This window comes from Pseudomonas sp. MS646 (genome assembly GCF_036693845.1).
Taxonomy (GTDB): Bacteria; Pseudomonadota; Gammaproteobacteria; order Pseudomonadales; family Pseudomonadaceae; genus Aquipseudomonas; species Aquipseudomonas chlororaphis_E.
Genome location: NZ_CP144763.1, coordinates 708,426 through 732,477 on the forward strand (window position 1 = coordinate 708,426; position 24,052 = coordinate 732,477).

The window sequence follows — 24,052 nt, forward strand, 5'->3', positions numbered from 1 at the left end:
AACATTGTGGGAGCGGGCTTGCCCGCGAAGACGGCGGCACCTTCAACCGCGATGCCCCAGCCCGAACGCCCGGATTCTTGACGCCGCGGCGCACAATCCGACCGGCAAGCTTTTCATGCCCCCCGGCAAAGCAGGCATAATGGCGCTCCTTCGCCGATGCGGCGTGTCTCATTGACCGGTTGTCCCTTGAACGAACATCCATCCTCCAGCGTCATGCGTCCCTCGGGTTGTCCGGGGTTGCTGCGCGTCGTCCAGGCGCTGGACGGTGGAATCTGCCGGATCAAGCTCGACGGCGGCGCCATCCAGGCCGACCAGGCCGAGGCCGTGGCGGCGGCGGCCGAGCGGTTCGCCGGTGGGGTGATCGAGGCGACCAACCGGGCCAACCTGCAGATCCGCGGGATCGGTGCCGAGCACGCCGCCCTGATCGAGTGCTTGCTCGCCGCCGGCCTTGGCCCACGCAAACCGGCCGGCGACGACGTGCGCAACCTGATGCTCAGCCCCACGGCCGGCATCGATCGACAGGCGCTGTTCGATACCCGTGCGCTGGCCGCCGAGATTCTCGTCACCCTGCAAACCCACGAACGCTTCCCGGAGCTGTCGGCCAAGTTCGCCGTGCAACTGGACGGCGGCGAGGCGCTGGCGATGCTCGATCACCACCATGACCTGTGGCTGTCGGCCTGGGTACGCGGCGACGAACCTTGGCTGGCGTTCGGGCTGGCCGGTTCGCCCCGGGACGAACCGGCCGGCGCCGTGCCCCTGGCCGAAGGGCACGGCCTGGTGGTGGCGGTGCTGGAGCTGTTCCTCGACCTGGCGCGCCCGGACCAGATACGCATGCGTCATCTGCTGGCCGAATGTCCCCACGCTGAATTCATCCAGCGACTGGCTCGCCGCATCTCGTTGCACCCGTGCAGCGGCTGGCGGCGAGGGGCGTCCAGCGATGGCCTGCACATCGGCATTCACGCCCAGCACGACGAACGCTGCTATGTCGGCGCTGCAGCGCCCCTCGGCCGGCTCGACGCCGGCATGTTGCGCGGCGCGGCGCAATTGGCCCGGGAGCGAGGGGACGGCACGCTGCGCTTCACGCCCTGGCAAAGCCTGCTGCTGCCCAATGTCCGTCGCCAGGACGCGGACGAGGTGCTGGCGCGTCTCGCAGGGTTGGGCCTGCTGAACGCGGTGGACCAACCCCTGGCACAACTGATCGCCTGCACCGGTTCCAGCGGCTGCGGCAAGGCGTTGGCCGACACCAAGGACGATGCCCGGCAGTTGGCCGGGTGGCTGCAACACCATGGCCGGGGCTTGAAGGTTCACCTGTCCGGGTGCCCGCGCTCCTGCGCGGCGGCCCACACCGCGCCCGTCACCTTGCTGGCGGTCGCCCCCGGTCGCTACGACCTGTATCTTCGCGACGCCACGCTGCCGGGTTTCGGCGCGTTGCAGGCGCACAATCTGACTATTGAAGCGGTCGGCCACTGGCTCGCCGCTCGCCCCCGGAGCCCCCTTGATGCTTGATTACATCCGCGACGGTCAGGAGATCTATCGCAACTCCTTCGCGATCATCCGCGCCGAGGCCAACCTGGCGCGCATTCCGGCCGACCTGGAGAAACTCGCGGTGCGGGTGATCCACGCCTGCGGCATGGTCGAAGCCGTCGACGGTCTGCAGTTTTCCGAAGGTGCCGGCACGGCCGGACGCCAGGCGCTGGCCGCCGGTGCGCCGATCCTCTGCGATGCGCGGATGGTCAGCGAAGGCGTGACCCGTGCCCGCCTGCCCGCCAACAACCCGGTGATCTGCACCTTGCGTGACGAACGCGTGCCGGCGCTGGCCCTCGAACTGGGCAACACCCGGTCTGCCGCCGCCCTGGAACTGTGGCGGCCGCATCTGGAAGGCAGCGTCGTGGTCATCGGCAATGCGCCGACCGCGCTGTTCTACCTGTTGGAAATGCTCGACGCCGGCGCCCCGAAACCGGCGCTGATCCTGGGCTTCCCGGTGGGCTTCGTCGGCGCTGCCGAGTCCAAGGCGATGCTGGCGGCCAACAGTCGCGGCGTACCGTTCGTGATCATGCAGGGCCGGCTGGGCGGCAGCGCCATGGCCGCGGCCGCCGTCAACGCCCTCGCCACGGAGGTTGAATGATGCAGCAGCCTGGACGTCTGATCGGCCTCGGCGTGGGGCCCGGTGACCCGGAACTGATTACCGTCAAGGCCCTGCGCCTGCTGCGCGAGTCGCCGGTGGTGGCGTACTTCGTCGCCAAGGGCAAGAAAGGCAACGCCTTCGGCATCATCGAAGCCCATTTGCAGGACGCGCAAACCCTGCTGCCGCTGGTCTACCCGGTGACCACCGAAGCGTTGCCGGCGCCGCTGTCCTACGAGCAGGTCATCGCCGACTTCTACGACACCGCCGCTGAACAGCTGGCCGTGCACTTGGATGCCGGCCGCGACGTGGCGGTGATCTGCGAGGGCGATCCGTTCTTCTACGGCTCCTACATGTACCTGCACGATCGCCTGGCCGAGCGCTACGACGCCGAGGTCATTCCGGGCGTGTGCTCGATGCTGGGTGGTGCCTCGGTGCTCGGCGCGCCGCTGGTGTACCGCAACCAGAGCCTGTCGGTGCTCTCCGGCGTGTTGCCCCATGAAGAACTCAAGCGCCGCTTGGCCGACGCCGATGCGGCGGTGATCATGAAGCTGGGGCGCAACTTCCCCAAGGTCCGCCAGGTGCTCCAGGAACTGGGCCTCGATGGGCGGGCGCTGTATGTCGAGCGGGCGACCATGGCCAACCAGAAGATCGTGCCGCTGGATGACGTCGAACCGATGTCCTCGCCGTACTTCTCGTTGATCATCGTGCCGGGCGAACGGTGGCAGGGTTGATGACGTCCAGCGCTCCCGCCATCGTCATCCTGGGGCCGGGCAGTCTCGCCACGGCCCGGCGTCTGCAGCAGTGCTACCCGCACGCCCTGATCCATGGCCTGGCCGGGCGGGTCGAAGGGGCGGACCGTTCCTACGCCGAGTTCGGCGCGACCCTGCGCGCGTTCTATCAACAGGGCACGCCGATCATCGCCCTGTGCGCCGCCGGCATCGTCATTCGCACCCTGGCGCCGCTGCTGCTGGAAAAAGGCCAGGAGCCGCCCGTGCTGGCGGTGGGCGAGGATGGCAGTGCCGTGGTGCCACTGTTGGGTGGCCTGGGCGGGGTCAATGTCATGGCCCGGGAAATCGCCCAGGCGCTGCAAGTGGCACCGGCGATCACCACCAGCGGCGAACTGCGTTTCGGCACCTGCCTGCTCAATCCGCCAAGCGGCTATCACCTCGGCGACCTGGAGCAGGGCAAGCGCTTCGTGTCCGACCTGCTGGCCGGGGCGTCGGTGCGTATCGACGGGGCCGCGCCGTGGCTGGACCCGGCACAGTTGCCCCAGCACCCACAGGCACGGTTGGCGATTCGCGTCGACAGCGCCGCGGGAATGCCGGCGGCGGACGAGTTGCGCATCTACCCGCGCACGGTCGTGGTCGCGCTGGCGGCGGGCGCGTCACCGGCCATCGCCGAGACCTTGGAGGAGGCTGGCCTGGCGGTGCAGTCGCTGGCCTGCCTGCTGGCGGCGGACAGCGACATGGCCCGTGGCGAATTGCATGACGCGGCGGCAGCCCTGAATGTACCGCTGCGGTTTGCGCCGGCCGAGGGCGATATTGGCCCATGGCTGGGGGCAACCCTCGGTCAGCCGGCGTCGGTCCGGGTGTGGGGCGAACGTGCCGTCGCGGTGGCCGAGCAGCCCGTCGACCCGCAGCGAATCGGTCGCCCGCGCGGGCGTCTGGCGGTGATCGGCCTGGGCCCCGGCGCTGCCGAGTTGATGGTGCCGGCGGTGCGCGCCGAGCTCGATCGCGCCACCGATGTGCTGGGCTACGAAACCTACGTGCGCATGGCCGGCCCTTTCCGGGCCGACCAGGTGCAGCACTGCACCGACAACCGCGAAGAAATGCAGCGCGCCCGCCATGCCTTCGAACTGGCAGCCCAGGGGCGTTCCGTGGTGGTGGTCTCTTCCGGCGATCCGGGCGTGTTCGCCATGGCCGCCGCCGTCCTCGAAGCGTTGCACGAGGCAACGGATGCCCGCTGGCACGCGGTCGACCTGCAGATCCTTCCCGGGGTCTCGGCCTCGCTGGCGACGGCCGCCCAGGCGGGCGCGCCGCTGGGCCATGACTTCTGCGTGATGTCGCTGTCGGACAACCTCAAGCCGTGGTCGATCATCGAAAAGCGCCTGGACCTGGCGGCCGAAGCGGACCTGGCCCTGGCGTTCTACAACCCGATTTCCCGATCTCGGCCCTGGCAACTGGGGCGGGCGCTGGAGATCGTCGCGCAGCACCGCACCGCGCAGACGCCGGTGGTGCTGGGCCGTGACATCGGCCGCCCGGGCCAGACCCTGCGGGTCACGACGCTGGGGCAGTTGACCCCGGACCAGGTGGACATGCGCACCATGGTGCTGATCGGTTCCTCCACCACCTGTGTGTTCCCGCGCAGCGGGGGCGGCGAATGGGTGTACACGCCGCGCTGGTATGGCGAAAAGCCCGGCGCGTGAGCCAACGGCCGGCGCAATCGCTTGATGCCCGGCCGCTTCATCGGGCGGTTTTCTTCAAGGTAAACCGCCGCATGCGGTGGGCCTCCAGGTGCTTTTTCATCAAGGCCCGCTTGGCCTCGAATTCGCGCCTGTCCAGTTGCAGGAAGGCCCGTTGCTGGACGATCGTTGCCGAGCGTTTCTCCCATTGCCAGAACAGGAACCGGCTGCGCCTGGTTTCAACCTTCAGTTCGAGTTTGTAAAGGGCGATGTTCAGGTGGCCCTGTGCGTCGTAACGCGCCGGGATGACCTGGAAGGTTTCTCCCTGGCGGGTTTCGCCATCGAAGGATGACAGGGCCCCGTGATCGGACTGCAAGTTGTCCAGCGTGTCGATCATCGCATTCGCCTGGCGTACATCTTTCATCGCGGCCGCACTCTGTACCAGGAAGTCCGCCACGGAACCGGCGACGACATGGGCCGTGCGGGTGTTGATGGCGTCGCCGTACAGCGACCACCCGAGGAACCAGAGGGTGCGCACGTATTCTTCGAACCAGTCTTTGGCGGCGAGATAGCGGTGGTGGGCCAGGTCCGCCGATTTCGTCGCGATATTGTGGCAGTCGGCAAGGTCATCGTGCTCTTGCAGGTGCAAAGCGCCGATATAAGAAAATAAGTTCGGGCCTGTGACCAGTCCCGAGAAAGTTGCAGGGCTCATGAAGTTTGCTCCAGTACAAATAACAACGTGAGTAGGTTGCGATGTTTTTTATAGCGCAGCCTCCGCATTGTTTGAATCGATGGGAGGGTTTTATTTGAGAGTAAATATGAGCGGTCAAAACAATAATTGATCTACATACGTTGTAATCAGCTGGAGTTGTGGTTTTTTAAATGACTGAACTAGATTGTCGCTGAACCGCAGGAGCGGTCATCAACTCAATAAGGATATTGTATGAATACGTTGGAAAGTGAACTCGACATTGCCCACAGCATTGAATTGATCAGGGGCCGCTTGAACCGGCGCAAACCCCTGGCTTCCACCAGCCGACGCATGCGTCGCAGCGTCGGCGTGCAGCACGATGACAACCCGACCCGGGCGCTGGATGCGCTGATGCTGGGCGACGCGCTGCTGGGCTATGGCCACAACATGTCGCTCAACAACATGGCGATCATGGAAAACCTGATGACCATGGCAATCATGGAAGCCAACTATGAAGTCCCCACCGGCAAGAACACCCTGGCCTGGTATGACGCTTTCATCCAGTGCCTGCGCGACCTCGGCTGCTTCATCGCCGATGACGGCTATACCCGCTACTCCGAGCGTTCGACCCGGGTGGACATCGATTACGTGATCAGCGATATCGTCAAGGGCATCATCGATGGCGTGAAGGCCAGCGTCCCGGCGGTCTCGGTGCTCGGTGCCGTGGTGGACACCACCCTCGAAGGCCTGAAGAAAGACGACAAGACCCTTGCCTTGTACAACGGCCAGGTCAAGACCGCCGAAGGCGCGCGCCTGTCGGTCATCCCCTGCGAACAATTGGCCAATGGCGTGCTCATTGCCTCGTCGACGTCGATACGCCAGCACGGCACTTCCAGCAACGGCGGTGTTCTTTTTGTGAATTGGCAGGCTTCGGCGCGGGATATTTTTCGCGGCAAGTCGTTCGTGACATTCAATCCGGCCCGTTATGAAGAGTTTCGGGGCGAGATCGAAGAGTACCTTGGCGAACATCGTCGGCAAGTCTTGCGTCAACGGTTCAGTCGGCGCCGGTTGGCCTGATCATCCTCGCACTTCATAACTAACAGTTTTGCGTCGGCCTTGAATAACCGCTTGTTTCGTGCGGGCGGTTATTCAATGGCGGCTGACGATGGATGAACGATACAGGGAAGTATTTACTTTATGAGTGGCGCCAATGATTCAATGGCCGAGGACTTTGTCAGTTTCCTGAATGTGTTCAAGTTGAAAGACCTTGAACATGCCTTGGCGGCCTACCAGGGCACCGATCAATATGATGCCGTGTTGCGTTATTACACCGGTTGCATCGCTTCGCTGGACAGCCCGCAGATGCTCGAGCCCTTGGGGTTGCTCAAGCAGGCGCTGGGCGCGTTGGGCGGCAACCGTCGCCAGCGCCGGGCCTCGGAGCCGTCGCCGCCGGCGAGCGCGGAAGAAAACCTCGGCAGCCTGACGCACATCTACTGCCGTGTGGAAGGGTTCGAGGCGCGCCTGCACAGCAGCCTGGAACAATTGAAACACCCCGCCACCGAGGTGCCGAAGCACCTGCATTTTGCCTGGCTGGGGGGCGGCGTCGGTGCCATCCAGCGCGACTACATCAACCTCTGGCAGCAGGTGATGGCGCCCCAGGGGCACTCGCTCAGGCTCTGGTACGACAGCGATGCATTGCTGGCTTATGAAACCAACCGGATCATCGTCGAAGCGGCCAAGGCCCATGCCATGCTCGATGGTGGGGACGTCATTACCGATGCGATCGAACTGGGTGATCGCTATGAAGAACGCGCCATCGTCCTCAAGCAGCAGATGTACGCACATATCACCCAAGCGGTGGCAAAGGGCACCAGCGCCGACGCTGCGCGCATCGATTTGCTGGTTCGCGCCTATGGCCAGGATGAAGCACGACTGCGTGCCTTGAAGCGGGCCAATCAACAGAGTGTCGCGGCTTTGGGCGAAAGCGGCGTGATCTTGCGTGACCTGGGCAGTGGTGAGGTGTCGCTGCAACTGCAAGGGCTCTACCAGCGCGAGATCAGCCTGCGCGGTAATTTCGCGGCAGCCTCCGATATCGTGCGGGTCGAGGCGTTGTTCATCGAAGGGGGGCGATACGCCGACGTCGATAGCCTGCCGCCGCTGCTGGATCAACTCGGCGAGGTGGACATCCGGGCGTTCAAGACCGACGCGCGCCTGGGGCTGTTGCAGCTGTTGCTGGATCGCAACCCCGAGTGGATGCCGGGCCGCCAGGCCATACGCGATCGCTACACCGGCTATTCCAACCAGATTCCGGCGCAGCACCGTGCCGCACTGGAACGGTTTGCCGCCAGCCGACCCGAGCTCAAGCAGGTGTTCCGCGCTCCGCTGGAGCGCCTGGCGCCCCTGGACGGGCTGCGGGCGGTCGCCCAGCGACACACCCTGAGCAATGCGTTCCTGATGGCCCACCCTGGCTCGGCCATGCTCGAAGCGGTGATCGAGCGGTTCCGGCTCAACTATGAAATCGTCGAGGCCACCGCGCGCCTGGCCGATGAACAGAACACCGGCCTGACCGATGTCGAGGGCTTGATCGCACTGGCGACCCAGGTCGCGACACAAGTGTTCGGCCCCTTGCATGAGCTGACGGCGGAAGATGAGTTGGCGGTGTCGCTCCTGGCTCACGCCGCCGCCACCTACTACAGCGATGGTCTCCGCCCGCAGAGCGAGGTGACGATCTACCTCACCGGACCAGCCGCCATGCGCGACGGCATGGCGGACTACGAACGAGCTAACCTGACCCCGCGAACGGCCCTGGAGTGGCGCAGGCAGATGACCATCGACGCCGCCGACACGGTCAACCTGGCCACCGAGGAAGAGCTGGACCATTCCTGGAAAGAGAACCAGAACGACACCGTGCAATGGCTTGCCGATGAACAACAGCGCTGGCAGGACGGGCGATTCAAGGCCCGCTATCAGGGGGACCTCAAGCAACTGCTGCAGCACCGGACGCTGGAGTTCGACGATGGCTGGCCGCTGGTCGAGGGCCGGCACGTGTTATCGACCGAGTTGTTGCAGCACCTGGCCGATGAGCTGGGCGAGCCGTTCGTGAACAGGCTGAGCCAGGGCTATGACGGCGCGGTGACGTTCAACAAGGCCATCCCCCTTAGTTTCGATGAGCGCCAGGCGATCCGGGCCCAGGACGCGGGTGTATTGCCCCCCGCCTCGTTGGGCGATTCGCAGACCCGCCAGTTGTCCATCGACGAACTGCTGGCGCGGTTTGCCAAAGGAGCTTTCGAATTCGCCCAGTTGAGCCCGCTGCAACGCTTGCAGCTCGGTGCATTGGTGGGGGCCAAATCCCTGGACAACCGCAGCTTCGACGCGCTGCGGCCGCAGGTCGAGAACCTGGCCAACAGCCTCGTCGAACTGGGCACCGCCGGCCGTTACGCGACGATCGAGCGCCTGCTGTACCAGCACCAGGCGCCGGCATTTCTGGCCGGGCTGGGCCACCCGGTGGATCCGCCGGCCCATGGTGAAACGGCCTTGGACTTGAAGAAAAACGCCCTGGAGCAACCGATGACGTTGCGCCAGTGGGGCCGCCTGGCGGCACGGATCCAGCAGGTGGCCAAGCTGGAATATCGCGATCGGATCGCCGAGCGCCTGGGCAACGTCCTCGATGTTTTCGACAACGCCGCGATCAAGCTCGTGCCTCAGGACCTGCTGCTCCAGGGCTCGGGCGATCGGGTGGGCGGGCGGTGCTACCCCTTGGCCCTGGCCATGGCTGCCGCCCTGACAGAAGGCGCGTCGGCGGCCTATACCTTGCGCGGGCGGTTCTACCTCGGGGTGCTCGAACCCGAGGGCAGCGACTCGGTGACCTTCCTCAACAGCCTGGAGTCCTTGCGCGACGTACAGGTCGGCGACGTCGGCAGCGCCCTGGCGCGTTCGAGCCTGGACGAGGTGGTGCGGATCCTCAAGGCCCGCACCGCCACCAGCACGTTGATGCTCAATTCCGATAATCACGCGATGCTGGTGGCCAAAACCTTCGAGGGTGAGCAAGGCACTTATCACTTCTACGATCCCAATTTTGGCGTGTTCGAGTTCGAGCACCCGGCGCGGTTCGGGCAGGCGTTGAACCGGTTCTTCGTCCAACAGGGCATGGCCGGCCAATACGCGGCCTATGGCGATGCGGCATTGCCGACGTTCGACCTGATCGAGCTGGACGGCGCCCGGGTGTCCAGGCTGGCATTGCCGGGGGCGGTGCGAGTCGTCGACCTGCTGCAACCGGGCGGCTTGCCGGAGCAGTCGAAACCCCCGGTCAGGCAGCGGCTGGCCTCGGCCCGTGGGCAATCGCTGATGAGCAACCCGCGCCTGGGCAGTTGCCTGTTGGCGCTGGACGGTCACGGCTGGGCGCGGCAGATGGCACAGGTGACGGCCGACCTGCGGCAGGCCAATCGCTTGGCGCCCGGGCTGGTGCCGCTGTTCGACACCCTGGAGGTGACGACGGTGGGCGCCTATCGCATGAGTTTCATCGATCCGTCGAACGCCGAGCACCTGGTGCAGGTCCGCACGGAGGACGCTCGCCTGCCGCGGATCAAACAGTATCTGGCGGAATGTTTTACCACCCTGGCCAACCGGCCTGTCGTACCGAGCGACCCCACCGAAGTGGGCGGCGTCCACACCCTGAACGCCGGCTTCGCCGTGCAGGCGCTGATGAACGCGCTGAGGGCCCAGGAAGGGCCCGACCGGCCGCTGTCCCTGGCGGTTCGTCTGCATGCCTATGTCAACTATGCGCAATTGGTGCACGGTAATGTGGCTGACATCGCCGGCCTCGTCGGCCTGGTCCGGCAAGCACTGGCCGAGGATCGGTTGATCGCCGACACCGTGGCGCCTGTGGTCAAGGCCGCCGTGGGCGGCAGCATCAGTGAAGCGACCGGTGGGTTGCTGCAACTGGCGAATGTCGGCTTCGACATCTACCAGTTGGTCACCGCCCAGGACGAGGTGGCCCGTGCCCAGTTCGGCACGCAACTGGCGTTCGACTCCGCCGGGCTGCTGTTGTCGGTGGGTGCTTATGCCGCCGGTGCCACCGCTGGCGCGGTGCTCGGTGGCACCGCCGTCATCCTGGGTGGCCTGGCGGTGGGCGTGGCCGCACTGGCCCAGGGCTTCGCCGGCATTGCCGAAGAGGCCCGGCAGGTCGGGCTGTTTTTCGATGACGTGGCGAAGGCCCATCTCCAGGCCTATCGGTACGAGGCGACCCACCGTGCCTGGCTGCCGCGGGCGTCGCTGATTGTCCAGGCGCTGGATCTGGCCGGCGGCGAGCTGAGGCTGGACAGTCCGAAGCTGTACCCGCTGCGGGATCATTTCGGGGTGCCGACGTTCGATGCCGATTATGCGCGGGCGATCGACATTCGCCGGGAGCTGGCGCTGCCGGAGCGTGTCCCGTTCACGGTGCCGGCCGGACAAGCCCTGGTCCTGCCGTGCACCCCGCAAACCTGCTACGGCTATGAGTACAAGGCGCTGCCCTTCGCGACGCTGCGCCATGACCCCGGGTTCGATATGGCGCGACGCCTGGAGAAAAAGAACGCTGAGGGGCAATGGCTGTTCCTGTTTTCCTTCTATTCGTTTCCCAGCGAGTACATCCTCCATCGCCTGACGGTGCCGGCCTACCGGCCCACGGTGATCGACGTGCTGCTCGACGCCGTCGAGCGCTCGCTGGCGGTGCCGGTCATCCCGCCGGCCTGGCGCGACACTGTGACCTACCGGATCCAGGGGGGCGGCCAGCGGTGTACCGTGGCGCTCAATCCCGGCGTGATCCTGACCCTCGAGTCGCCAGGGGCCCGCACCTCGAGTTGGGTGCTCGAGGCAGTCTGGGCCGAGGAAAGCGACGTACGCATCGAGCCTTCCGGGAAACTGTTCGTGGGGGGCGTATCGGTCACGTTCTCCGGGGCCGGTCGTCACCAGACGTTGCTGCGACTGCGCAACGACCAGGTGTTCCAGTTTGTGCTGGGCGAGCGTGAACTGGCCTTGGTGGAACAGGACGTGCCGCCGGGCATGGACCGGCAGGCGTTGCAGGCGCACCTCAAGGCCATGGCCCGCGCCCATCGCCTGGTGATGCCGTACACGCAGGTGCGCCATTACCCGATTCCGTTCGAGAAACCCGACGAACCGCGCACCACCACGGCCTGGTACGACGCAGGGCAGGACCGTTTCCTCTACATCCGCGACGAGGATGTGCTGGAGGCCGAGGACGCGTTGCTGGGCGCGGTGGCAGGCGGCTACGCCTGGTTCTACGAGCCGGAGAACTTCCTAATATGGCAGGTCGATGCCGCGACCGGGCTGCTCAGCCACCGGTATCGTTTGCTGGTCAATACCGGCGTGGCCGCCGGCGCCATGCGGATCACCCGCATCGAGGCTGACGCCCAGGGGGTGATTCACGTGGAGCAGCAAATCACCCGCCAGGACCGGGCCAGCGATGTGCTGGTCTATGTGATTCATGACGGGCAACTGGTGCTGAGCTCGATCATCCGCGACCGGGACAACGAACTGGAAGCGCTGCTCAGCGCCCGTGACACGCTGGCCGACTGGTCGCAGGTGCTCGGCAGCTATCACGCCTTCGCGCCGGACAACGGTGACCAAGCATTCGTGAATGTCGACTGGCAGCCGGCGGCGTTCGTGTCGGTGTGCTGGAAAATCCGCACCCATTGGCGCGACATGGCCTGGGTGCGCCGCAGCGACCGGTTGATCATCCGTCCCTCGACGAGCCCCGGGCACCGCTATCGCGGCTGGAACGACTCGATCAAGCACATGACCGACATGACCCTGCTCACGCCGGCCGGCGACGATGACGTGTTTGTCATCTACTACGCGCTCGACCAGACGCTGTGCCGCCAGCAGCGCTCGGCGACGGGGCAGTGGTCGCAGGCCTGGATACAGCCGGAAAACCTCGAACATGTCGTCGCCGTCGAGAGCGGCTACGTGGCGCTGACCTCGCAGGGCCTGTTCTTCAACCTGACGGAACAGGGCCAACTGGCGTTGGGCGGTGTCAGCGATACGTGGCTCAAGGACCACCCGCGTTGGTGGCAGGCCTTGGCGCCGCTGGCCCGGCACTACGCGGCCGAACGCCTGGCCATCGTCGGGTTGCGCAACGCCAGCGGCGACGCGGCGTTGTGCGCCTGGTACCTCGCTGGTCGGCTGTTGCTGGCCGATCTGGGCTCGGGCCGGGAGGTGCGCCTGTTGGGCATGACCCCGGACAGCGAGGCGGCCTGGTTATTCGACGTGGCCAGTGGTGAAGTCCAGCGCCAGGGCTTTATCGACCCGCAGGGCCTGGAGGTCGCATTTGCCGAAGGGACGAAGCTGTTGCAGGCGGGCGCGCTGCCCGTGGCAACGCGCGAATGGGCGCCGTGTCAGTTTGCCGGGCTCACCGTCGAGGGAACGGGGTTGCGGGGTGTCACATTCGACGGCGTGGTGATGCGTTTGCGTGACCGGGAGCCGGCGATGATCTGCGGCGTCACCCAGGCCTGGGTCGCCACTCAGGTGGGCGAGCTGTCCGCAAACCTCAGGCGATTGGTGGACGGCCAGCCCCACGCCGCGCTGTTGTCGATCGAGACTGACGACAGCCTGAAGTGGCTGGTGGTTGAAACCGGCCGGATGATCCGCGTGCCGCGGGCCGCGATACCCGAGTCGTTTGCCGTGCTGGGCACTCGTCAGCGGCGCAACGTATTGCTGCACGAAGACAAGGATCGCCGGTTGTTGACCTATCCCGACCGGGCGAGCGCCGGGCCGCTCGATTATGTCCAGCGCAATGCCGAGGTGTTGGTTGTCGAGGGGGCGATGAAGGTCGATGAGGTTTTGCCGCTGTTGCCGGACGATGTCACTACCCTGGTCTTGCGCATGGGGCAGGGGGCGACCGGTTGCCGGTTGACCAAGGCGCTCTGGTTGAAACTCGAGTCAGTCATCCTCGACGGCTGGCATTTGCCGGATACCCCGGCGAAGCGTCCCGTCAGCCTGGTCTGGGAGGTGGATGAGCCGGACAGGCTGATGCTGAGCCTAGTCGAGGAACACCTGGTGATCATTGATCCGGACAGCGGACACAGCGTGATCCTGCGCGACGCGAACGCTCGCGATGCCTCCGTGCGCAACAATCTGCAACTGGCGTTCGCAGAGGCGCGACGTTATGCCGTCTCGACCTTGGTGCAGGTATTGCTCGCCTGGCGGGACACCCAGGGCAGTGCGACGCTCAAGGCCCTGGCCAGCGCCTCGACGGCCGTGGCCACTCAACCGGCGGATTGATCGCTTGCGCGGGCGCGGCCGTCAGGGGACCAGATAGCCCCTGACGCCGGTGAAGATAATCTGCGCGGCCAACGCACAAACGAACAAGCCCATCAGGCGGCTGACGATTTGCAGGCCCTGGTCGCCGAGGATCCGCTCGATGCGGCTGGACAGGTAAAGCACGACGCCGACGGTGAAACTCGCCAGGGCGATGCTGATGATGGCCATGAGTTTGTCGTCCCAGTGCGGCTGGCTCACGCCCATCACCAGCAGGGCGCCGATGGTGCCGGGGCCGACGGTCAATGGAATGGTCAGCGGGACGATGGTCACGTCCTGCTGGACATTGTCGGTCTGCACCGCCGATTTGCCCTGGGCCATGCCCAGCGCCGAGATGAACAGCACGCTGCCGGCGCCGATACGGAACGCATCCACGGTGATGCCGAAGACACTGAAGATCACTCGCCCGAACAGGTACAGCAACACGCTGGACACCAACGTCGCGGTTGCGACCTTCCAGGCCAGGCGCCGCTGTTCCTTGCGCGAATAGCCACGCGTCAGGCCGATGAAGCACGAGAGCACGAAGAAGGGGCTGTAGAGCACCAGCATCTTCAGGTAAACGCTGAACAGCACGTGGAGCATGGTCGAGGCTCAGGCGAAGGGAGACGACGCGAGTCTAACAGGCGTTTTGCCGTCTGTCGGCTCAGGTCGTCTGCGCCGTGCGGTTCTGCTGGTCGCGCTGTGCCACCCAGTGCTCAATCAACTCGCGCAACTGCGACAGTTCCACCGGCTTGGCCATGTGCCCGTCCATCCCGGCCTGGCGCGCGCGTTCCTTGTGTTCGGCGAGGATGTGCGCGGTGAGCGCCACCACCGGCGTGCGGGTCCGCTGGTTGCCGACTTCCCAGGCGCGCAGCTGCTGGGTGGCGGAGAACCCGTCGAGGATCGGCATTTCGCAGTCCATCAGGACCAGGTCGTAGCGCTGCGCCTTCATGGCCTTGAGGGCTTCCTCGCCATTGCTGGCGGTGTCGGGTTGCAGGTTGAGCTTGCCGAGCATGCCCCGGATGACCTTGGTGGAAATACTGTTGTCCTCGGCCACCAGGATACGGAAGTCGCTGGGTACGATCACCGGCGCGGTAGGGCCGGTGTTGGCTGGCGGGTGCGTCGCCTGGCCCCGGTTGCGCTGGTTCAGTTCGTCGGCCAGGGTGGTCTTGAGGGTGTAGCCGGCCACCGGTTTGGCGAGGATGCGCTTGACCCCGCTGTTGCGCGCCACGATCTTGCTCGGTGCGTTGCTGATGCCGGTGAGCATGATCAGCAGGATGTCGTGGTTCAGGCTCGGGTCTTCCTTGATCTTGGCCGCCAGTTGCATGCCGGTCATGCCCGGCATGTTCTGGTCCAGCAGCACCACGTCGAAATAGTCGCGCAGGTGCGCCTTGGTGCGCAGCAGTGCCAGGGCTTCCTTGCCCGATGGCACGGCGCTGACGTTCAGGCCCCAGGCGCTGCACTGTTGCACCAGCACCTTGCGGCAGGTGTCGTTGTCGTCGACGATCAGCACCCGGGCCCCTTGCAGCGGGCCGTCGAGGTCGGACGTCGGGTGTTCGAGGCGATCAGGGTCCAGCGGCAAGGTCAGCCACAAGGTGCTGCCCTGGTTGCTGCCGCTTTTGATGCCGAACTCGCCGTGCATCAGGATGATCAACTGGCGCGCGATCACCAGGCCCAGGTTGCCGCCCAGGCGCGTGGCCGAGAGGAAGTTCTTGCTGTGCAATTCGGCGTGCATCAGCGTGTCGCGCTCTTGGGCGTCCATGGGCGAGCCGCTGTCTTGCACTGCAATGCGCAGGCGCGGTTGGTCGCTGCGCTCGTCGAGGGCCACGACGATCAAGACTTCGCCCTCGTCGGTCTTTTTCAAGGCGTTTTCCAACAGGCTCAGCAGCGCCTGGCGCAACCGCGTCGGGTCGCCGCTGATCACGCGCGGCACCTGGGGCTGGATGAAGCTGATCAGCTCGACGTTCTGCTGTTCGGCCTTGGCGCGGAAGATGCTCAGGCAATCCTCGATCAGCGCGTTGAGGTCGAACTGCACGTCATCCAGTTCGATTTGCCCGGACTCGAGGCGGGAGATGTCGAGGATCTCGTTGATCAGGGTCAGCAGCTCGTTACCGGCGCTGTGGATCGTCTGCACGTAGTCGCGCTGCTTGACCGACAGCGGCGTGCCCAGCAGCAGCTCGGTCATGCCGAGCACGCCGTTCATGGGCGTGCGGATCTCGTGGCTGATCTTCGCCAGGAACTCGGCCTTGGCGTTGATCTCGGCGTTGCTGGCCGCCAGGTCGCGGCTGATGCTGAAGCGGCTTTCGTTGATCGAACGCTGGCGCTCGCCCAGGGCGACGCTCATCAACAGGCCGCTGATGCAGATGAAGACCAGCAGGGTGATGATCAGGCCCTGGGGCGGGACTTCCGTGAGCCCTTGCAGCGCCGGGAGGATGATCAGCGTGCCCAGGTTGAAGACCACCATGGCCGCGACGAACAGCCGGGCCGGCCGGTAGCCCTTCTGCCAGTGCCAGGCGCTGACGAACAGCATGCTCAGGCCGGCCAGGGCCACCAGCCCGTAGGTCATGATATTGAGCGGCAGCGTGTTGACGAACAGCAGCAACAGGCTACACAGCACGGTGAACACGATGTCGCCCAGCAGCAGCCGATTCAACGGATGCGGCCCCAATGGGGCGAAGAACCGGTAGGCGAACATCAGCCCGCAAGGGGCGGTCAGCAGCAAGGCCAGGTAGGCCCCCGGGGTCTGGACCTCCGGCCAGTCCGGCAGCCACGGCCCGGCCAGGTTCAGCAACAGCAACAGGCTGAGCATCAGCAGGCCTTCGCACGCGGCCAGCCACAGGCAACTGCGCGAACGGGTGTAGGCGTACCGGGTGAGGTTATGCAGGATCAGCATGGCGATGCAGCCGAACAACAAGCCATAGATCAGCGTCTGGTTCTGGTCGGCCGCGGCCAGGACGGCCGGTTGCAGGGTGACGTAGGGGCGCAGCTCATGGCGCGAAGCCAGGCGCAGGTAGACGTCCAGGGGCTTGTCGCTGTGGGGCAGCGCCAGCATGAAATCGCTGCTGGGCACGGGGTGTTCGTTGCGCGGCAGCTCATTGCCGGTGGTTTGTTGGTCCACCAGGGTGTCGCCGTCGAGCACGTAGAGATTGAGGCGCGACAGGTCGGGGGCGAAGACTCGCAGGATCTGTTCGTGCTTGTCGGGGGCCAGGCGGAAGCGCAGCCACAATGCCCCGCCGGCTTCGGCGGCCTTGAGGCGGTCGAGGTCGATGGGACTGAATTGATTGGTGTAGCGGGCAGAGCGGATGTCGCTCAGCTTGAGGTCGCCCTGTTCGTCGAGCAATACCGCCCATCCACTGCCTGGCGCGGCCTGGGCCGGGAGCATGCAGAGCAGTGTCAGCAGGGTGACGGTAAAGCCTATGGCAATCCTGAGCCAGCGCACGGCGAAATCCCTTCGTAGGTTGATGCCAGATTATAACTATGCGCGGCGCCGGAACAGTCCGGCAAGGGCCACAGACCCTTGCCGGACTCAATAGCCGGGTTATTCCAGATTTTCGCCACGCTCGCGGGCAATGGCACGGTAGCCAATGTCCTTGCGGTAGAAGCAACCTTCCCAGTCGATCTCGGCGGCCAGGCGGTAAGCCTGCTGCTGAGCGTCGTCGACACTGGCGCCCATGGCGGTGGCGCACAGGACGCGACCGCCGGCGGTGACCACCTGGCCATCCTTCAGCGCCGTGCCGGCGTGGAAGACCTTGCCTTCCAACCGGGCGGCGGCGTCCAGGCCCTGGATGGCGCTGCCCTTGGCGTAGTCGCCCGGGTAACCGCCGGCGGCCAGCACGACACCCACGCTCGGGCGTGGATCCCACTGGGCTTCGACCTTGTCCAGCGCCTGGGCCAGCGCGGCTTCGACCAGCAGCACCAGGCTCGATTGCAGGCGCAACATCACCGGTTGGGTCTCAGGATCGCCGAAACGGCAGTTGAATTCGATGACTTTTGGGTTACCAGCCTTGTCGATCATCAGGCCGGCATAGAGGAAACCGGTGTAGACATTGCCTTCCTCGGCCATGCCGCGCACGGTCGGCCAGATCACCTGGTCCATGACGCGCTGGTGCACTTGGGCGGTGACCACCGGGGCCGGGGAGTAGGCGCCCATGCCGCCGGTATTCGGGCCGCTGTCGCCATCGCCGACACGCTTGTGGTCCTGGCTGGTGGCCATGGGCAAGACGTTCTTGCCGTCGACCATGACGATGAAGCTGGCCTCCTCGCCGTCGAGGAACTCCTCGATCACCACGCGGGAACCGGCGTCGCCGAAGGCGTTGCCGGCCAGCATGTCGCGCACGGCGTCTTCGGCTTCGCCCAGGGTCATGGCGACGATTACACCTTTACCGGCGGCCAGGCCGTCGGCCTTGATCACGATCGGCGCGCCTTTCTCGCGCAGGTACGCCAGGGCCGGTTCGATCTCGGTGAAGTTCTGGTAGTCGGCGGTCGGGATCTTGTGACGCGCCAGGAAATCCTTGGTGAACGCTTTGGAGCCTTCCAGTTGGGCGGCGCCCGCGGTCGGGCCGAAGCAGTCCAAGCCGCGAGCGCGGAACAGATCGACCACACCGGCGACCAGTGGCACTTCCGGGCCGACGATGGTCAGCGCAACGTTCTTCTCGGCGAAATCGGCCAGTTGCTCCAGGGCCAGCACGTCGATGGCGACGTTCTCGCACTTGGCTTCGATGGCGGTGCCGGCGTTGCCCGGCGCCACGAACACCTTCTGCACGCGGGGATCCTGGGCCACTTTCCAGGCCAGGGCGTGTTCACGGCCACCGCTGCCGATGATCAAAACATTCATTTCAAAAACCTCGGATGAAGCTGATTCTGTTTTGGAGCCTAAAGCGTTTCACGCCGTAGGAGGTCGCAATGAAGCCGGTAGATGCAAGGCGGAGTCGGCCTCGATGAGCGGAGTTGCCTTTTGGCAATGAGCATCATCGAGGTCGGCTCCAACGCAGCAGATGCCGGCTTCAGTGCGGCCGTTGTCATGTTAGTGACGGAAGTGGCGCATGCCGGTGAACACCATGGCGATGCCGGCTTCATCCGCCGCCGCAATCACTTCGTTGTCTCGCATCGAGCCACCCGGCTGGATTACGGCGGTGATACCGACCTTGGCCGCGTTGTCGATGCCGTCGCGGAACGGGAAGAATGCATCGGAGGCCATGACCGCGCCCTGGACCTGAAGGCCTGCGTGCTCGGCCTTGATCGCGGCGATGCGGGCCGAGTTCACGCGGCTCATCTGGCCGGCGCCGACACCGATGGTCTGGCGGTTCTTGGCGTAGACGATGGCGTTGGACTTGACGTACTTGGCCACTTTCCAGGCGAAGATCAGGTCGTTGATTTCCTGTTCGCTCGGCGCGCGCTGGGTCACGACCTTCAGGTCTGCGCTGCCGATCATGCCGATGTCACGGCTTTGCACCAGCAGGCCGCCGTTGACACGCTTGTAGTCCCAGGCTGGGGCGCGATCCGCCGACCATTGGCCGCAGGCCAGCAGGCGTACGTTGGCCTTGGCGGCCACGATGGCGCGTGCTTGCTCGCTCACCGACGGGGCGATGATCACTTCGACGAACTGGCGCTCGACGATGGCCTTGGCCGTCTCGGCGTCCAGTTCACGGTTGAAGGCGATGATGCCGCCGAAGGCCGACTCGGTGTCGGTGGCGTAGGCCAGTTCGTAGGCCTGGCGGATGCCGCCCTCGGCGTCCGGGCTCACGGCCACGCCGCACGGGTTGGCGTGCTTGACGATGACGCAGGCGGGCTTGACGAAGCTCTTCACGCATTCCAATGCGGCGTCGGTGTCGGCCACGTTGTTGAACGACAGTTCCTTGCCTTGCAACTGGGTCGCGGTGGCGATGCCGACTTCGGCAGGCTTGGCTTCCACGTAGAACGCCGCGCTCTGGTGCGGGTTCTCGCCGTAGCGCATTTCCTGGGCCTTGATGAACTGGGTGTTGAAGGTGCGCGGGAACTCGCTGCGACCGTCCGTGGAAAGGGTTTCAGCGGCCTGGTTCACGGTGCCCATGTAGTTGGCGATCATGCCGTCGTAGGCGGCGGTGTGTTCGAACGCCTTGAGCATCAGGTCGAAACGCTGGGCGTAGGTCAGGCCACCGGCCTTGAGGTTTTCCAGGACGCTGGCGTAATCGCTGGCGTTGACGACGATGGCGACGTCCTTGTGGTTCTTGGCCGCCGAGCGGACCATGGTCGGGCCGCCGATGTCGATGTTCTCGATGGCGGTCGGCAGGTCGCAGCCAGGCTTGTTGATGGTGGCTTCGAACGGGTAGAGGTTGACCGCCACCAGGTCGATCGGCTTGATGCCGTGCTCGTTCATGATGGCGTCGTCGATGCCGCGGCGGCCGAGGATCCCGCCGTGGATTTTCGGGTGCAGGGTCTTGACGCGACCGTCCATCATTTCCGCAAAACCGGTGTAGTCCGCGACTTCCACTGCGGCGACGCCGTTGTCCTGCAGCAGCTTGAAGGTCCCGCCGGTGGAAAGAATCTCGACGCCCAGCTGTTGCAGCTCGCGGGCGAATTCGAGGATCCCGGTCTTGTCGGAGACGCTGATCAAGGCGCGGCGGATCGGCAGGCGGGTGGTCTGGTCGGTCATTTCAATTTCCATCACAAGCAAGGGAAGTCAGCAAAAAAGGCGACCGTTTTTTACGCGGGCGCCTTTCTGGTTTGATTGAATGCTTACAGCAGATCGTACTGCTTGAGTTTCTTGCGCAGGGTGCCGCGGTTCAGTCCGAGCAGCTCGCTGGCCTTGGTCTGGTTGCCCTTGACGTAGTTCATCACGCTTTCGAGCAGCGGTGCCTCGACTTCGGAAAGCACCAGGTTATACACATCCGTGACGGCAGCGCCCTCAAGGTGGGCGAAATAATTGTGCAGCGCCTTCTCGACACTTCCGCGAAGGGTCTGGCCTTCTTCGCTGGGCGTGTTCAGGTGCTGTTTCAAATTCACGTTGTCGCTCACGGGTGTTGTTCCACTCACTAAAGTCTCGGTCATCATCGTCATGCGGCCACCCCTTCGTCCCCTGTCAGGCTCTTGTAACGCTCAGCGAAGAAAGCCTGAACGTCGGCGCATTGTGCTTGCGTACCATCCAAACGATTGAAGCGGGCGCGAAACTCCCTGGCGCCCGGCAGGGTTGCGAGATACCAGCCCACATGCTTGCGAGCGATGCGGACGCCCATGACTTCACCGTAGAAGGCATGCAGCGCGGCCAGATGCTCTAGCAGAATACGTTCCACCTCGGACAATTGCGGCGCAGCGAGCTTTTCGCCGGTGCGCAGGAAGTGTTCGATCTCACGAAAAATCCATGGCCGCCCTTGGGCGGCCCGGCCGATCAACAGGCCATCGGCACCGGTCGCGTCCAGCACGTACCGGGCCTTCTCGGGCGAATCGACATCGCCATTGGCAAAGACCGGTATCGACACCGCCTGCTTGATCGCGGCGATGGTGTCGTACTCGGCTTCGCCGGTGTACAGGTCGGCGCGTGTGCGGCCATGCACTGCCAGCGCCGTGATACCTGCCTGTTCGGCGATCTTCGCCACCGTCAGGCCGTTCTTGTTGTCCCGGTCCCACCCGGTACGGATCTTCAGGGTCACCGGCACATCGACTGCGCCGACAACGGCCTGCAGGATCTCGGTCACCAGGGCTTCATCCTTCAACAGCGCGGAACCGGCGGCCTTGTTGCAGACCTTCTTCGCCGGGCAGCCCATGTTGATGTCGATGATCTGCGCGCCCAGCGCCACGTTGGCCCGGGCCGCCTCCGCCAGCATCTGAGCGTCGCCACCGGCGATCTGTACCGAGCGGGGCTCGGGATCGCCTTCGTGGATCATGCGCAGACGCGATTTGCGGGTGTTCCACAAACTCATGTCGCTGGTGACCATTTCCGACACCACCAGGCCGGCACCCAGTCGCTTGCACAGCTGACGAAAGGGCTGGTCGGTGACGCCCGCCATCGGGGCGAGAACCAGGCCGTTCTGCAATGTATATGGGCCGATGCGTACCGCCGACATAGGACTTCCCTGAAGTGGGGCCGGATCATGAGACTTCGAAAAAGGGTTGGCATGATACCCGCTCTCGATGACTGGATAAAGATCGAATTGGATAAAATCTGAACAGCTATTTTGTTATCGCCAGCGGTTTGGTCTGGGTCGGTTGAGTCAGAAAGCTGCCGTCAATCGGCCGGCCCTGGCGCGGCTTCACTCGGGGGAATGGAAGCTCAGGCTGTAGTTCACCGCCTTGGATCCTGGGTCGAGGATGTCCAGCGCGATGTGGATGGGCGTCTGGGGCGGCATTTCGCCGCGGCCTTCGAGATCGCCGCCCAGGTATTCCCCCGGCTTGAAGCGGCGACTGGCGATCAGGTGCCCGTTCAGGTCGGCGAAACGCAGTTCCAGCAGCGGGAACGGCTGGGAGAAGGGCGCGCGATTGTAGATGATCGCGTCCACCACCAGGGCGCCGCTGAACTCCGGATGGCTGCGCACCACCAGGTTGCTGCTCTTGATCTTGGCGATGTCGACCTTGGACGGAACGTCGCAGCCCAGGGTCGGGCAGATTTGCAGGAACCATGGCCGGTACTGGTCCTGGCGGGCCAGTTCCTCGAAGTGATAGGCGATGTACTGGCCACCCAGGGCCGCGGCGGCCAGCAGGATCAGCAAGCCCCACAGCAGGCGTCGACCCCACGGCGAACGGCGCTTGCGCCAGTCCAGTTGCAGCGGGTCGTCGTCCAGGTCCTGGAGGTCTTCGGCGCGTATGCCTGGCTCCTGGCGTTCGCGCGACTTGCGCAGCGGGACCGGTTGCGCCGGCTCTTCGTCGTGATCGTGATCGTCGGTGGCGGACAGGCGCTCGAGGTGTTCCTCGGGCTCGTCGTGCGGCGCCAGGCGCAGGGGGGCGACGGGTTCGTCGTCCGGTTCCAGGGGTTCCAGCGCCAGGGACAGCGAGGGTTCGGTGCGCGGCGGCCGGGCCGGTTCGTGGGGTTCGAAAGGCTCGGCAGGCGTCAGGAGCACGGCTTCGGCGCGCTCGTCGGGCGGATCGCTGTACAGGCTGTCGGACCAGTCGGCCTGTTCGTCGGCCAGCGGTTCGCGCTGCGCGCTCAGATTGTCTTCGCGACGGCGTCCGGCGGTGCCCGGCGCCCGATTGTCGCGCCGCTCCAGGCGCGCCAGTTCCTTGTCCAGGTCATCGAGGTCGAGCTCGGCGGCGGTCCATTGTTTCTGGCTGATGGCTCGCGGCGGCGCTTCGGCGGCCGGCCTGGCGACCGGCACCAGGGGCGGCGCGGCTTCCCGGGCGGCCCGCTGTTCGAGCAACTGGCGAGCGGCATTGAACACTTGCAGGCACGAGCCACAGCGAACCACCCCGCGGGCCACGCTCAGTTGAGCATGGTTGACGCGAAAGCTGGTGTGGCAATGCGGACACTGGGTGACGAAGCTGTCAGTCATGCGGCAATCCGGTTGATACAGGCGGCCATTCTAGCGCCGACGTCCGGTGATGCGCACCCAGCCATCGCGATTGGCGATCGGGTCGAGGTCGAAGTCCTCGGCATAGGCGGCAGCGACTTCTTCGCCCTGTTCGGCGAGGATGCCCGACAGTGCCAGGCGTCCGCCCGGCTTGACCAGGCTCGACAGTTGCGGCGCCAGGGAGACCAGCGGTCCGGCCAGGATATTGGCCACCAGCACGTCAGCCTGCGCTGGCGGCAGGTCTTGCGGCAGGTACAGCGGGAACCGTTCTTCGGCAATGTGGTTGCGCCCGGCGTTGTCGCGGGACGCTTCCAGGGCCTGGACGTCGATGTCGGTACCGACCGCCTCACGGGCACCCAGCAGCAGCGCGGCAATGGCCAGGATCCCCGAGCCGCAGCCGAAGTCGAGCACGTCGCAGCCCTTGAGGTCCTGGCCGTCGAGCCATTCCAGGCACAGCGCGGTGGTCGGGTGGGTGCCGGTGCCGAACGCCAGGCCCGGGTCCAGCAGCAGGTTGACGGCGTCCGGTTGCGGCGCGGCATGCCAGCTGGGCACGATCCACAGGCGCTGGCCGAAGCGCATCGGCTGGAAGTTGTCCATCCAGCTGCGTTCCCAGTCCTGGTCCTCGATCACTTCGCTGTGATGCTCGGGCAACGGGCTGCCGGTCAGCAGTTCGAGGTGGGCCAGCACGCTGGCCGCCTCGGTGCCGCCTTCGAACAACGCCAGCAGGTGGGTGTGCGACCACAGCGGCGTGGTGTTGAGTTCCGGCTCGAAGATCGGCTGGTCTTCGGCGTCCATGAAGGTTACCGATACGGCGCCTACTTCGAGAAACGCGTCTTCGTAGGTTTCGGCTTGTTCCGGGCTGATGGCCAGGCGTACTTGCAGCCAAGGCATGGCGGGCACCTTTGGAAAAAAAATACAGGGGGCAGCGTGGGGCTGCAAAGGCGCGCAGTGTACGCCAGGTCGCCCCCAAAGTGGATAAGCGAGTCGAGCAGCGTCGGGTGGGTGTTTCGATATATATATGTATGCCCTGGGCGTCGGGTGCGGCGGATAAGGTGCCGGTCCACACA

15 protein-coding genes are annotated in these 24,052 nt (G+C 65.1%); 6 read left to right on the top strand and 9 right to left on the bottom strand.

Annotated elements, in window-relative coordinates; all coding sequences use genetic code 11:
• Positions 1-156 precede the first annotated feature (156 nt).
• From cobG to cobJ, 4 genes are read left to right on the top strand one after another with little or no spacing between them, the layout of a single operon-like run.
• A complete protein-coding gene (cobG, locus tag V3H56_RS03065) occupies positions 157-1,506 on the top strand; it encodes a precorrin-3B synthase (RefSeq protein ID WP_338474200.1) in 1,350 nt (449 codons plus the stop codon).
• On the top strand, positions 1,499-2,125 hold the full coding sequence (locus V3H56_RS03070) for a precorrin-8X methylmutase (RefSeq protein ID WP_042730474.1): 627 nt from the start codon (positions 1,499-1,501) through the stop codon (positions 2,123-2,125). Before cobG ends, V3H56_RS03070 begins: the two co-directional genes overlap by 8 nt.
• Positions 2,122-2,856 carry a precorrin-2 C(20)-methyltransferase gene (locus V3H56_RS03075; protein ID WP_185057686.1) on the top strand — a complete coding sequence of 245 codons (735 nt, stop codon included), beginning with the start codon at positions 2,122-2,124 and terminating at the stop codon, positions 2,854-2,856. The genes V3H56_RS03070 and V3H56_RS03075 overlap by 4 nt, the downstream gene beginning before the upstream one ends.
• Entirely contained in the window at positions 2,856-4,550 is a 1,695-nt protein-coding gene (gene cobJ / locus V3H56_RS03080; RefSeq protein ID WP_338474201.1) for a precorrin-3B C(17)-methyltransferase, read from the top strand. Before V3H56_RS03075 ends, cobJ begins: the two co-directional genes overlap by 1 nt.
• A 37-nt stretch (positions 4,551-4,587) precedes the next feature.
• On the opposite strand, the gene V3H56_RS03085 is transcribed toward cobJ, so the two are convergent.
• Complete coding sequence (locus tag V3H56_RS03085; protein ID WP_338474202.1) at positions 4,588-5,238, bottom strand: hypothetical protein; 651 nt, start codon at positions 5,236-5,238, stop codon at positions 4,588-4,590.
• A 231-nt stretch (positions 5,239-5,469) separates the two neighbouring features.
• Here V3H56_RS03085 and V3H56_RS03090 point away from each other — a divergent pair, with 231 nt between their 5' ends.
• Entirely contained in the window at positions 5,470-6,294 is an 825-nt protein-coding gene (locus V3H56_RS03090) for a hypothetical protein (protein WP_042730477.1), read from the top strand.
• 120 nt (positions 6,295-6,414) lie between these two features.
• Positions 6,415-13,494, top strand: a complete 7,080-nt coding sequence (locus V3H56_RS03095) for a TcdA/TcdB pore-forming domain-containing protein (RefSeq protein WP_338474203.1) — start codon at positions 6,415-6,417, stop codon at positions 13,492-13,494.
• A 21-nt stretch (positions 13,495-13,515) separates the two neighbouring features.
• Here V3H56_RS03095 and V3H56_RS03100 read toward each other — a convergent pair whose 3' ends face one another.
• The 8 genes from V3H56_RS03100 to prmA form a co-directional block, all read right to left on the bottom strand.
• A complete protein-coding gene (locus tag V3H56_RS03100; protein WP_014336378.1) occupies positions 13,516-14,112 on the bottom strand; it encodes a MarC family protein in 597 nt (198 codons plus the stop codon).
• 61 nt (positions 14,113-14,173) lie between these two features.
• Positions 14,174-16,948 carry a hybrid sensor histidine kinase/response regulator gene (locus tag V3H56_RS03105; RefSeq protein WP_042729019.1) on the bottom strand — a complete coding sequence of 925 codons (2,775 nt, stop codon included), beginning with the start codon at positions 16,946-16,948 and terminating at the stop codon, positions 14,174-14,176.
• 99 nt (positions 16,949-17,047) lie between these two features.
• Complete coding sequence (gene purD, locus V3H56_RS03110; RefSeq protein ID WP_047736019.1) at positions 17,048-18,343, bottom strand: phosphoribosylamine--glycine ligase; 1,296 nt, start codon at positions 18,341-18,343, stop codon at positions 17,048-17,050.
• Positions 18,344-18,532: 189 nt separating this feature from the next.
• Positions 18,533-20,140 (bottom strand): bifunctional phosphoribosylaminoimidazolecarboxamide formyltransferase/IMP cyclohydrolase, encoded by a 1,608-nt coding sequence (gene purH / locus V3H56_RS03115; protein ID WP_042729017.1) that lies wholly within the window; start codon positions 20,138-20,140, stop codon positions 18,533-18,535.
• 83 nt (positions 20,141-20,223) lie between these two features.
• Positions 20,224-20,544, bottom strand: coding sequence for a DNA-binding transcriptional regulator Fis (fis, locus tag V3H56_RS03120; protein WP_003186237.1), 321 nt, complete (start codon positions 20,542-20,544; stop codon positions 20,224-20,226).
• Complete coding sequence (gene dusB / locus V3H56_RS03125; RefSeq protein ID WP_042729016.1) at positions 20,541-21,548, bottom strand: tRNA dihydrouridine synthase DusB; 1,008 nt, start codon at positions 21,546-21,548, stop codon at positions 20,541-20,543. The genes fis and dusB overlap by 4 nt, the downstream gene beginning before the upstream one ends.
• A 186-nt stretch (positions 21,549-21,734) precedes the next feature.
• The gene (locus tag V3H56_RS03130) at positions 21,735-22,967 is read right to left on the bottom strand and encodes a DUF3426 domain-containing protein (protein ID WP_042729015.1); all 1,233 of its coding nucleotides are present in this window, start codon (positions 22,965-22,967) and stop codon (positions 21,735-21,737) included.
• Between the two features lie 30 nt (positions 22,968-22,997).
• Entirely contained in the window at positions 22,998-23,876 is an 879-nt protein-coding gene (prmA, locus tag V3H56_RS03135) for a 50S ribosomal protein L11 methyltransferase (RefSeq protein ID WP_042729014.1), read from the bottom strand.
• Positions 23,877-24,052: the final 176 nt, after the last annotated feature.